The 12,409-nt window shown below is 37.1% G+C and carries 8 protein-coding genes; 7 read left to right on the top strand and 1 reads right to left on the bottom strand.

Annotation, left to right across the window (positions count from 1 at the left end; genetic code table 11):
• Nucleotides 1-50: 50 nt before the first annotated feature.
• Complete coding sequence (gene ubiG, locus V6W77_RS06885) at nucleotides 51-764, bottom strand: bifunctional 2-polyprenyl-6-hydroxyphenol methylase/3-demethylubiquinol 3-O-methyltransferase UbiG (protein WP_334254197.1); 714 nt, start codon at nucleotides 762-764, stop codon at nucleotides 51-53.
• A gap of 64 nt (nucleotides 765-828) precedes the next feature.
• Between ubiG and V6W77_RS06880 the strand changes: the two genes are divergently transcribed.
• The 7 genes from V6W77_RS06880 to V6W77_RS06850 all read left to right on the top strand — a co-directional run bounded on the left by V6W77_RS06880 (nucleotide 829) and on the right by V6W77_RS06850 (nucleotide 12,332).
• Nucleotides 829-1,209: a pyrimidine dimer DNA glycosylase/endonuclease V gene (locus V6W77_RS06880; protein WP_334254196.1), complete on the top strand. Its 381-nt coding sequence runs from the start codon at nucleotides 829-831 to the stop codon at nucleotides 1,207-1,209.
• Between the two features lie 97 nt (nucleotides 1,210-1,306).
• The gene (gyrA, locus tag V6W77_RS06875; protein WP_334254195.1) at nucleotides 1,307-4,000 is read left to right on the top strand and encodes a DNA topoisomerase (ATP-hydrolyzing) subunit A; all 2,694 of its coding nucleotides are present in this window, start codon (nucleotides 1,307-1,309) and stop codon (nucleotides 3,998-4,000) included.
• Nucleotides 4,001-4,111: 111 nt separating this feature from the next.
• Nucleotides 4,112-5,659, top strand: a complete 1,548-nt coding sequence (locus V6W77_RS06870; RefSeq protein ID WP_334254194.1) for a type I restriction-modification system subunit M — start codon at nucleotides 4,112-4,114, stop codon at nucleotides 5,657-5,659.
• A 146-nt stretch (nucleotides 5,660-5,805) separates the two neighbouring features.
• Nucleotides 5,806-6,717 (top strand): Abi family protein, encoded by a 912-nt coding sequence (locus V6W77_RS06865; protein ID WP_334254231.1) that lies wholly within the window; start codon nucleotides 5,806-5,808, stop codon nucleotides 6,715-6,717.
• Between the two features lie 220 nt (nucleotides 6,718-6,937).
• A complete protein-coding gene (locus V6W77_RS06860; RefSeq protein ID WP_334254193.1) occupies nucleotides 6,938-8,137 on the top strand; it encodes a restriction endonuclease subunit S in 1,200 nt (399 codons plus the stop codon).
• Between the two features lie 15 nt (nucleotides 8,138-8,152).
• Entirely contained in the window at nucleotides 8,153-9,247 is a 1,095-nt protein-coding gene (locus V6W77_RS06855) for an anticodon nuclease (protein WP_334254192.1), read from the top strand.
• Nucleotides 9,237-12,332 carry a type I restriction endonuclease subunit R gene (locus V6W77_RS06850; protein WP_334254191.1) on the top strand — a complete coding sequence of 1,032 codons (3,096 nt, stop codon included), beginning with the start codon at nucleotides 9,237-9,239 and terminating at the stop codon, nucleotides 12,330-12,332. The genes V6W77_RS06855 and V6W77_RS06850 overlap by 11 nt, the downstream gene beginning before the upstream one ends.
• Nucleotides 12,333-12,409: the final 77 nt, after the last annotated feature.

Genomic DNA, 12,409 nt, shown 5'->3' with positions numbered 1-12,409 from the left:
GCCTAAGAAATCAAGCGGTGTATAGTAAAGATTTCGTTCTATTTTGCAAGTTAATTATTGATGTTGAGCGTAGCGATATAATTACAGCTCACATCATTGTTCAGCCAGAATTTTTCGGTTAATGGGTTGAAATGGTAGCCTTTCATTTCTGTGCAACGCAAATTAGCTTGATCACACCACGCCAATAATTCCGCTGGTTTGATAAATTTCTCAAATTCGTGCGTGCCTTTCGGCAGCATTTTCAGCACATATTCCGCCCCGATAATCACAAGCATATAGGCTTTAAAGGTACGGTTGATAGTGGAGAAACATAAAATACCATCGGGCTTTAATAACGCTTTGCAGCTTTGGATAATCGAAAGCGGATCAGGCACGTGTTCCAGCATTTCCATACAGGTTATCACATCGAATTTTTCTGCATTGCAAGCGGTCATTTTTTCCAAAAAATTTTCAATCGTGGTTTGTTGGTAATCAATCTCTAAACCGCTTTCTTTAGCGTGCTGTTTAGCAATTTCAAGCGGTTCGGTAGTCATATCAATACCTGTTACCATCGCCCCTTGTTTTGCCATCGCCTCGCTTAAAATACCGCCACCACAGCCGACATCCAATACTTTTTTGCCAAATAGCCCGTTCGATTTTTCTAAAATATAAGACAAACGTAGCGGATTAAGCAGGTGAATCGGTTTGAAACTGCCGTTTGGATCCCACCAAGTCTGTGCCATTTTTTCAAATTTTGTGATTTCTTGCTGATCGACATTTTGCATAAGCTGTTCCTATGGTAAATTTAAGGCGTTACTATAACGCATTTAGCCTAAAAGGAAAATTAAAATGACAAGGATAAACCTTGTACCACCAGAGGAATTGTGCGATCAACATTTACTAGCCGAACACCGTGAATTGACTCGTATCCCTAATGCGGTAGCGAAAGGGAAATTCAACCTAAAAGGTCAGCCGGCAGATTATAAATTGGGCGAAGGGCACGTGCGTTTTTTCTTCAACAAACTCGCTTTTCTGAAAAAACGGTACGATGCGTTGCACGAAGAATGCTTGGCAAGAGGCTTTAATGTGCAATATTTTTGGGCGGAGAATTTGCCTGACGAACCTTCACTTTGGTTGGATTATGAGCCGACAGAAACCGCATTGGCGGTGAATCGTGAGAGAATTGCATTAAGAATGCCGGCAAATCCGCGATTTACTGCAAGAAAATAACCGCTTGTACGCCCTTTTTAACACTTTTTATGCTATAATCTCGCCAATTTTTCGCCTGAGTTTAGGCAATTCTTTACTATCAAATTAGGAAATTTCAATGAGCGAATTAGCCAAAGATATTATTCCCGTAAGTATTGAGGACGAGTTAAAAACCTCTTACCTTGATTATGCGATGTCGGTCATCGTAGGGCGTGCATTACCTGATGTGCGAGACGGTTTAAAGCCGGTGCACCGCCGTGTACTTTTCTCAATGGATCAAAACAGCAACACCTATAACAAACCGCACGTTAAATCAGCCCGTGTGGTGGGTGATGTAATCGGTAAATATCACCCGCACGGTGATTCTGCGGTGTATGACACCATTGTGCGTATGGCTCAACCTTTCTCATTACGTTATATGTTGGTGGACGGGCAAGGTAACTTTGGTTCAATTGACGGTGATGCACCGGCAGCGATGCGTTATACTGAAGTGCGTATGCAAAAAATTACGCAGGAATTATTAACCGATTTGGATAAAGAAACCGTGGATTTCTCGCCGAACTATGACGGCAAAGAGATGATTCCTGACGTACTTCCAACCAAAATTCCAGCCTTGTTAGTAAACGGTTCCTCGGGGATTGCGGTGGGTATGGCAACCAATATTCCGCCTCACAATTTAGGTGAAGTGCTAGACGGCTGTTTAGCGTACATTGATAATGAAAATATTAGCGTTGAAGAATTAATGCAGTACATCCCGGGTCCGGATTTCCCAACAGGGGCAATTATCAATGGCCGTAAGGGGATTGAAGAAGCTTATCGTACCGGTCGTGGTAAAGTGTATGTGCGTGCGAAAGCGAGCGTGGAAACTACCGATAAAGGTCGTGAGCAAATTGTGGTCACTGAGTTGCCTTACCAAGTCAATAAAGCCAAGCTCATTGAAAAAATTGCTGAATTAGTAAAAGACAAAAAAATCGAAGGTATCAGCCGAATTGATGACTATTCAGACAAAAAAGGTATCTCGATTGTTATTGAAATCAAACGTGATGCAGTGGGTGAAGTGGTGTTAAATCACCTTTACTCTCTAACCCAAATGCAGGTAACTTTTGGTATCAATATGGTGGCGTTGGATAACGGTCAGCCAAAAGTCTTGAATTTAACACAAATTATCGAAGCCTTTGTCAAACACCGCCGTGAAGTGGTAACTCGCCGTACGATTTTTGAATTACGCAAAGCCCGTGAACGTGCCCATATTTTAGAAGGTTTAGCGATTGCGTTAGCGAACATTGACCCGGTTATCGAATTAATCCGTGCCTCAAAAACTGCAGAAGAAGCCCGTGAAGGCTTATTGGCTCGTCCTTGGGCGTTAGGTAACGTGGCTCCAATGTTAGAAGCTGCTGGCGTAGATGCCTCTCGTCCGGAAGATTTACCGGAAAATTTAGGCGTGCGTGATGGTCAATACTATTTATCAGAAGCCCAAGCCCGTGCGATTTTAGAGTTACGCTTACACCGTTTAACCGGCTTAGAGCACGAAAAAATTGTTGAAGAGTACAAAGAATTACTCACAGAAATTGGCGAATTATTACACATTTTAACCAGTCCGGAACGCTTAATGGAAGTGATCCGTGAAGAGTTAGAATTAGTGAAAACCACCTTTAACGATGAACGTCGCACTGAAATTACCGCAGCCTCAGGCGATATCAATATTGAAGATTTAATCGCTCAAGAAGATGTGGTGGTCACACTTTCTCACGCAGGCTATGTGAAATATCAGCCGTTATCCGACTACGAAGCTCAACGCCGTGGCGGTAAAGGTAAGTCTGCAACCAAAATGAAAGAAGACGACTTTATCGAAAAACTGTTAGTGGCAAATACCCACGATACGATTCTCTGTTTCTCAAGCCGTGGTCGTTTATATCAATTAAAAGTGTACCAATTACCACAAGCCAGCCGTGGGGCAAGAGGTACGCCGATTGTGAATATTCTACCGCTTGTGAAAGAAGAAAACGAACGTATTACCGCGATTCTGCCGATTCCAAACGGCGAGTTCTCCGCAGATAAATTTATCTTTATGGCAACTGCAAGCGGTGTGGTGAAAAAAGTTTCGCTAGATGCGTTTAGTAACGTGAGATCAAGCGGTCTAATTGCGTTAAAACTTCGCGAAGGCGATGAATTAATCGGCGTGGACATCACAGACGGCGAGAGCGAAATTATGCTCTTCTCCGCACAAGGCAGAGTCGTTCGTTTTGCGGAAAAAGCGGTGCGAGCAATGGGGCGTACCGCAACAGGGGTGCGTGGTATCAAACTATCCACCACTGAAATTTCAAGTGAAGAGATTGAAGAGGCAGAAATCGTTGAAATTGAAAACGAGGACGCGGAAGATACGTCAAGCGTGAGCTTAGACACAGACCGTGTAGTTTCTCTTGTGATTCCTCGCACCGAAGGCGATATTCTCACCGTAACCCAAAACGGCTACGGTAAACGTACCGTCATTGGCGAATATCCGGTGAAATCTCGTGCAACTAAAGGGGTAGTTTCAATCAAAGTGAACGAACGTAATGGTAAAGTGGTGGCGGCAGTTCAGGTGTTCGATACCGACCAAATTATGCTGATAACCGATGCTGGTACGCTTGTTCGCACAAGGGTGGCGGAAGTGAGCTTGGTCGGACGCAACACCCAAGGCGTTCGCATTATCCGCACCGCAGAAGATGAACACGTTGTGAGTTTAGAACGAGTGTGCGAGCCTGAAGAAGATGATGAAAACATCGAAACGGTTGAAAATGCAGATATTGTAGAAACTTCAACAGAAGAATAATCTTAACAAAACAAGCGGTCGTTTTTTCAGAGAATTTTGCAAACAATCAATCTGCAAAAATTTGGGGAAAATCGACCGCTTTAATATATGAGTCATATTAGGAATACAAAAATGGCAGCTATTCAACAAAGAGCAGAACTCCATCGCCAAATTTGGCAAATTGCAAACGAAGTTCGTGGAGCCGTAGATGGTTGGGATTTCAAGCAATATGTGCTTGGAGCATTATTTTATCGTTTTATTAGCGAGCATTTTGTGAGTTATGTTCAAGCGGGAGATAGTTCTATCAATTATGCTACTTGGTCTGATGATGATGAAAATATCAAATTAGGTAAAGATCAAGTTATTAAAGAAAAAGGCTATTTTATTTTGCCAAGCCAGCTATTTGGAAATGTTGTTAAAAATGCTCAGGGTAATCCAAATCTAAATACTGATCTCAAAGAAATTTTTACTGCCATTGAAAGTTCTGCAGTAGGGTATGCTTCTGAAGATGATATCAAAGGCTTATTTGCAGATTTTGATACAACTTCGAATCGTTTAGGGAACAGTGTAGAAGATAAAAACAAGCGTTTAACCGCTGTATTAAAAGGCGTAGCAGAACTCGATTTTGGTCGTTTTGAAGATAATCAAATTGACTTATTTGGTGATGCTTATGAGTTCTTGATTTCAAACTATGCAGCAAACGCAGGTAAGTCAGGTGGCGAATTTTTCACGCCGCAAAATGTCTCGAAGTTGATTTCACAACTGGCGTTATATGGTCAAACTTCTGTTAATAAAATTTACGATCCGGCTTGTGGTTCTGGATCGTTATTATTACAAGCGAAAAAGCAATTTGATGATCATTTGATTGAAGAGGGATTTTTCGGTCAAGAAATTAATCATACTACCTACAATCTCGCTCGAATGAATATGTTTTTGCATAATATCAATTATGACAAATTCCATATTGAACTAGGCGATACCTTAATCAATCCAAAATTAAAAGATGATAAACCTTTTGATGCCATTGTTTCTAATCCCCCTTATTCGATTAAATGGATTGGCTCAGATGACCCAACCTTAATTAACGATGAACGTTTTGCTCCTGCTGGTATTCTTGCCCCAAAATCTAAAGCGGATTTTGCCTTTATTCTGCACGCCTTAAATTACCTTTCAGCAAAAGGGCGAGCTGCGATTGTTACTTTCCCGGGCATTTTCTATCGTAGTGGTGCGGAGCAAAAAATTCGTCAATATCTCATTGAGCAAAATGTCGTAGAAACCGTCATTGCTCTACCGCCAAACCTTTTCTTTGGCACAAGTATTGCAACGAATATTTTGGTACTTTCCAAACATAAAACGGATACCAAAACCCAATTTATTGATGCAAGTGGTCTGTTTAAGAAAGAAACCAACAACAATGTGCTGACCGATGAACATATTGAGCAAATTCTTAAACTTTTTGCGGATAAAGCCGATGTGGAGCATTTGGCAAAATCAGTCGATAACCGTCAAATTGCTGAAAATGAATACAATCTTGCAGTGAGTTCTTATGTGGAACAAAAAGATACCCGAGAGGTGATTAATATCGCCGAGCTTAATGCAGAGATTAGCGAAACTGTGGCAAAAATTGACCGCTTGCGAGCGGAAATTGATGCTATTGTGGCGGAGATTGAAAACGGGTAAATGATGAGAGGGCGAATGTAATTCGCCCCTACAAAGGTATTTTATACACATTGGTCAGGATTTGTCATTCTGTAGGGGCGAATCATATTCGCCCAAAATAAAACAATCGGTATAAAATGAAGGAAAATGTGCAAATAATTATACATATGAAGCAGCAGAAAATTTGGAAAAGTTTTAATGAACAACTCGCTCTTTTACAAGAAAGAGGGTTGTTGATTAATGACGAAAAGAAAGCCTTAGGTTACTTGAAAAGCCTTGGTTATTATCGGCTAAGTGGTTATTTGTATTCTTTTAGGCAAATCGATCCAAGTAGTCCTAAAAATCGGCTTGACCAGTTTATTCCTAATAGCCGCTTTGAAGATGTAAAAGCATTGTATATTTTTGACAAAAAGCTCAGGCAGTTAGCACTTGATGCTTTAGAACGTATTGAAATTGCTTTAAGAGTGAGTATCGCCTATGAATTAGGTAAATATGAACCATTAGCTCATCAAAAATCACAGTATTTTGAACCGCACTTTGAACATCAAAAATGGTTAGATAAATATCAAAATCTAATCAATAGAGAATCAGAAAGTAGTTTTGTTAAACATCATTTAGAACATTATGGCGATTTACCGATTTGGGCTGCCTGCGAAGTATGGGATTTCGGCACAATGTCGATGCTTTACAAGGGAATGTTATCGAAAGATAAAGACCGAATTGCTAAAATTTATCACTTAAAAGACGGGAAACATTTACAAACGTATTTGCACGCTTTTAATTTTATCCGAAATGTCTCCGCTCATCATAGCCGTTTATGGAATAAGCCGATTATTTTCAAAGCAAATCTGAAAGGCTTACCAGATGAACAATGGAAACAGCTTAATGTTGCTCAGCCTTTTGTCTATTTTTGTTTAATGAAGCGTATGTTAGATTTGATTTGCCCAAATTCAACTTGGGGAACAAGATTTTTGGCACTTTTGGAAGAATTTCCCAATGTTGAAAATAATGCAATTAATTTACAACAAATGGGTATTGTGACAGATTTGAGTCAGTGGAAATTATGGCAGAAAGCCTAAAAAGAAAGCCCCCAACCTTGTAGTTCCAACCTCGTGGGTTGGCAAAGCTAGGGGAGTTATTGGTGGTCATTATACTGAAATGGATCCAAAGGTCAATAATTTAAATTGTCAAGACTTGACAAACGGTTGAAATTTTATCAACGGTTATCATCGTAGGGGCGAATCACATTCGCTTTAATCCAATAAAACAAGCGGTATAAAAATCAGGAAAATTTGCAAAATGAGTAATCGAATTATAGAGAAATTATTAAATGGGGCTAAGGTAGATTGGAAGCCTTTGGGGGAAGTTGCTGAATTAAAAAGAGGACAAGTCATTACTGCAAAAGACACAACGGAAGGAAATATCCCTGTTATTAGTGGTGGACAAAAACCTGCGTATTATACTGGGAACTATAATAGAGAAGGAGAAACGATTACTGTTGCAGGTAGCGGAGCTTATGCTGGTTTTTTAATGTATTGGAATGAGCCAATTTTTTTAGGAGATGCTTTTTCAGTAAAACCCTATTTAGAAGTCTTAATCACAAAATATGTGTATCACTTTTTATTATCTAGGCAGCAATGGATCTTCAATTTAAAGAAAGGCTCTGGTGTTCCGCATGTTTATCCAAAAGATTTATCTAGCTTGTTAATTCCAATCCCCCCACTCTCTACTCAAGAAAAAATTGTAAAAATACTTGACAAATTTACCGAGCTGGAAGCTACGCTGGAAGCTGAATTAGCTCTGCGGAAAAAACAATATCAGTATTACAGAGAAACTCTATTGACATTCCCACAAAATTTAGATAGGGGGGGGTATAACGAAATCACCAAAGCCTTGTGCCAGAGTGGTAAAGTGGTGTTTAAGTCTTTGGGAGAGGTTTGTGATATTTATCTTGGATTAACATATACACCTAATTATGTGGACAATGGCATTAAATTTATTTCTGCTCAAAATACGTCAAATGATTTTTTAGATCTTAAAAATGTAAAATATATATCTAAAGATGACTATTATAAAATAACGAGTAATGCCAAACCTAAGAAAGGAGATATACTTTTTACTAGAGTAGGTTCTAACCTTGGTCATCCTGTTATTATTGATGTTGAAGATGAACTCTGCATTTTTGTTAGCCTAGGTTATTTAAGAGTTAAAGATGGTATTTTAAATACATATGTAAAACATTGGATGAACACTAAATTATTTTGGGATCAAGTTAGCAAAAGTGTTCACGGTTCTGCAAAAATAAACTTGAATACTGGCTGGCTAAAAAAATTTACAATTGCAGTTCCTCCAATTTCTGAACAACAAAAAATTGTTGAAATTTTAGATAAATTTGACCGCTTGACTAATTCGATTAGCGAAGGATTGCCGAAAGAAATTGAATTAAGACGGAAACAGTATGAGTATTATCGGGAACAGTTATTGGATTTTCCGAAATAATGAGGTAGTAAGATTATGAGTAAAGATTTGACTGAAATTGCAACAATGCTAAGGGACAAACAGCAGAATGTTCAACTAATTTATGCATTCAATGGTACAGGTAAAACAAGACTTTCAAGAGCATTCAAAGAGTTAGTTTCACCTAAGAATAATAGAGAAGTGGCAAGAAATGACATTCTTTACTATAACGCATTTACTGAAGATCTGTTTTATTGGGATAATGATTTAAATGAAGATAGTCAGCCTAAGTTAAAAATTCAGCCAAATACTTTCACCAACTGGGTATTAAAAGAGCAGGCTCAAGATCAAAATATTATTACTCACTTTCAACGTTATACCAATGATAAATTAACACCAAAATTTAGTGAAGACTTTAATGAAGTTACCTTTTCTTTTACTAGAGGTAATGATGATATAGAAGAAAATATTAAAATTTCAAAAGGAGAGGAAAGTAATTTTGTATGGAGTGTTTTTTACTCGCTACTTAAATCAGTGATCGAAGAGTTGAAAATGGACGAGAATGATCGTTCTACGCAAGATTTTAATAAATTGCAGTATATTTTCATAGACGATCCAGTTAGCTCATTAGATGAGAATCATCTAATACAATTAGCAATTGATTTAGCAGATTTAACTAAGTCTATAAGAGGTTTAAAGTTTGTTATCTCTACACATAACACCTTATTTTATAATGTTTTATATAATGAGCTAGGTTTGAAAAATGGTTATTTTCTTAAAAAATATGATGATGGTAGTTTTGAGCTAGATGAGAAAAAAGGAGATTCCAATAAAGCATTTTCTTATCATTTGTTTTTAAAGAAAACTATTGAAGAAGCTATTAAAAATGGAGAGATTCAAAAGTATCACTTTACTTTGTTACGGAATCTTTATGAAAAAACTGCTAATTTTTTGGGTTATGCAAAATGGTCTGAATTATTGCCCGATGAGAAAGAGTTATATACTAGACAAATTAACCGATTTAGTCATTCAACATTAACCGACGATGAAGTGGCAGAGCCAACAGAAGCCGAAAAGAATATTGTAGTCTATTTATTAAATCATTTAATTAATAATTATAGCTATTGGAAGGATGTAAATAATGAATCTTGAAACCACCCCCATCACCGAAACCAACCATTTCATCGTTTTAGATAAATATGAAAAAATTGAGCAACCGAATTCTTACCAAACCGAATCAGATTTAGAAAAAGAATTGATTGCTGATTTACAATTTCAGGGCTATGAATATCGTCCTGATTTAAACTCGCAACAGGCTTTATTAGACAATGTTCGTGAGCAGTTGGAACGCTTGAATAATGTGCATTTTTTAGATTCAGAATGGAAACGCTTTCTTGATGAATATCTCGATAAAGCTTCAGAGAGTATTATTGAGAAAACCCGAAAAATTCATCAGGATCATATCTATGATTTTGTATTTGATAACGGTCGTATCCAAAATATCTATTTATTAGATAAAAAAGAAATTGCCCGTAATAAAGTACAGGTAATCAATCAATTTGAGCAAAGAGGTTCTCATCTTAATCGCTATGATGTAACTATTTTGGTAAATGGCTTGCCGTCGGTACAAATTGAATTGAAAAAGCGTGGGGTAGCAATTCGTGAAGCCTTTAACCAAATTCATCGTTATAGCAAAGAGAGTTTTAATACTGAAAATTCGTTATTTAAGTTTTTACAAATTTTTGTGATTTCAAATGGTACGGATACTCGTTATTTTGCCAATACAACTAAGCGGGACAAAAACAGTTTTGATTTTACGATGAATTGGGCGAAATCGGATAATACTTTGATTAAGGATTTAAAAGATTTTACCGCTACGTTTTTACAGAAAAATACTTTACTTAATGTGTTGATTCATTATTCGGTATTTGATGTGAATAATACGCTTTTAATGATGCGTCCTTATCAAATTGCCGCAACAGAGCGGATTTTATGGAAAATTCAAAATACGCATTTCACTAAAAATTGGGGAAATTTAGAAAGCGGCGGTTATATTTGGCACACCACAGGTTCGGGTAAAACACTCACCAGCTTTAAAGCCGCACGCCTTGCCACTGAATTAGATTTTATAGATAAAGTTTTCTTCGTGGTGGATAGGAAAGATCTAGACTACCAAACAATGAAAGAGTATCAACGTTTTTCGCCTGATAGTGTGAATGGTTCGGAAAGTACAGCCGGCTTAAAACGGAATTTAGAAAAAGAAGATAATAAAATTATTGTGACTACTATTCAAAAATTGAATAACCTGATGAAATCAGAAGATAGTTTAGCAATTTATAAACAGCCTGTGGTATTTATTTTTGATGAATGTCATCGCTCTCAATTTGGTGAAGCACAAAAGAATTTAAAGAAAAAATTTAAAAAATTCTGTCAATTTGGATTTACTGGTACGCCTATATTTCCAGACAAAATAGAAGATGGAAAATTAATCAGTAAAGGTAATGCATTAGGCTCAGAAAATACGGGTAGTGTATTTGGCTCACAGTTACATTCTTATGTGATTACCGATGCCATTCGTGATGAAAAAGTGCTGAAATTTAAGGTAGATTACAATAATGTTCGTCCTAAATTCAAAGAGATTGAATGTGAAAAAAATCAAGAAAAATTGACCGCACTTGAAAATAAACAGGCGTTATTACACCCAGAACGTATTAAGGAAATTACGCAATATATTTTGACCCATTTCAAGCAAAAAACACACCGTTTAAATTCATCAGGAAAAGGGTTTAATGCAATGTTTGCCGTAAGTTCGGTTGAAGCAGCAAAACTGTATTACGAGCAGTTTAAATTGCAACAACAATCGGTCGAAAATCCGTTGAAAGTTGCAACCATTTTTTCTTTTGCCGCAAATGAAGAACAAAATGCGATTGGTGAAATTGCTGATGAAACTTTTGAACCTACCGCAATGAATAGTTCGGCAAAAGAATTTTTGAGTTTGGCAATTGATGATTACAATCGTCTATTTAAAACAAATTATGGTGTAGAAAGTAAAGAATTTCAAAACTATTACCGTGATTTAGCAATGCGGGTTAAAAATCAGGAAATCGATTTATTGATTGTGGTTGGAATGTTTTTAACCGGTTTTGATGCCCCAACGTTAAACACTTTATTTGTCGATAAAAATTTGCGTTATCACGGTTTAATGCAAGCCTTTTCCCGTACAAATCGGATTTATGATGCGACTAAGGCATTTGGTAATATCGTGACTTTCCGTGATTTAGAGCAAGATACCATTAATGCCATTACCTTATTTGGTAATAAAAATACGCGTAATGTGGTATTAGAACGCAGCTTTAAAGAATATATGGAAGGTTATCAAGATGCTCAGGGAAATTATCATCGAGGTTATAAAGAAGTAGTTAAAGCGTTGCAAACGAAATTCCCTGATCCTGCTCAACTCGAAACTGAGGATGATAAAAAAGCATTTACCCAATTATTTGGTGAATATCTGCGTTTGGAAAATGTGTTGCATAATTACGATGAATTTCACGAGTTAAAAAATACTGAACAGAATGAAAATAGCGTAAAAGAGCCTGATGGCACATATATTGTTGGAAATAATGTGATTTTGCCAGAGAGAAAATTACAAGATTATCGTTCAACCTATAATGATATTCGGGAATGGCAGAGAAAACAAAATCAAAATGGTAATGCTGGAAAATCTCAAATTGATTGGAGCGATGTGGTTTTTGAAATCGATTTATTAAAATCACAAGAAATCAATTTAGATTATATTTTAGAATTGATTTTTGAACATAATAAAAAACGCAAAAATAAACCGGCACTCATTGAGGAAATTCGCCGGACTATTCGTTCGAGTTTGGATAACCGAGCCAAAGAAGGACTGGTTGTTGATTTTATCCATCAAACTGATTTAGATAAAATTCCGGATAAATCGACTATTATTGAGGAATTTTTCCTATTTGCTCAGCAAGAGCAAAAAAGAGAGGCTGAGAACTTAATTGAGAGCGAAAATTTAAATATAGATGCAGCAAAACGGTATATAATGACCTCTCTTAAACGAGAATACGCTAGCGAAAATGGTACAGATTTAAATGACCTTCTACCTAAAATGAGCCCGCTAAACCCACAATATAATACTAAAAAGCAAACGGTTTTTCAGAAAATCGTGGCATTTGTGGAGAAGTTTAAAGGGGTTGGCGGATTTTTATCTTAAGTATAAGGATGGGCTATGTCCCATCCTTCTTTTATAATCGATCAATTTAAAATTTGTAAAATCACTCTGATATAAAA

It is taken from the genome of Mannheimia indoligenes (assembly GCF_036880405.1).
Classification (GTDB): Bacteria; Pseudomonadota; Gammaproteobacteria; order Enterobacterales; family Pasteurellaceae; genus Mannheimia; species Mannheimia indoligenes.
This window is presented reverse-complemented; position numbering and strand designations above follow the sequence as displayed.

Excerpts from the sequence above, each read along its gene's own strand:
- V6W77_RS06865 (WP_334254231.1), top strand. The coding sequence starts at position 5,806 with ATGAAGCAGCAGAAAATTTGGAAAAGTTTTAATGAACAACTCGCTCTT.
- V6W77_RS06880 (WP_334254196.1), top strand. The coding sequence starts at position 829 with ATGACAAGGATAAACCTTGTACCACCAGAGGAATTGTGCGATCAACAT.
- V6W77_RS06855 (WP_334254192.1), top strand. The coding sequence starts at position 8,153 with ATGAGTAAAGATTTGACTGAAATTGCAACAATGCTAAGGGACAAACAG.
- V6W77_RS06870 (WP_334254194.1), top strand. The coding sequence starts at position 4,112 with ATGGCAGCTATTCAACAAAGAGCAGAACTCCATCGCCAAATTTGGCAA.
- ubiG (WP_334254197.1), bottom strand. The coding sequence starts at position 764 with ATGCAAAATGTCGATCAGCAAGAAATCACAAAATTTGAAAAAATGGCA.
- V6W77_RS06850 (WP_334254191.1), top strand. The coding sequence starts at position 9,237 with ATGAATCTTGAAACCACCCCCATCACCGAAACCAACCATTTCATCGTT.
- gyrA (WP_334254195.1), top strand. The coding sequence starts at position 1,307 with ATGAGCGAATTAGCCAAAGATATTATTCCCGTAAGTATTGAGGACGAG.
- V6W77_RS06860 (WP_334254193.1), top strand. The coding sequence starts at position 6,938 with ATGAGTAATCGAATTATAGAGAAATTATTAAATGGGGCTAAGGTAGAT.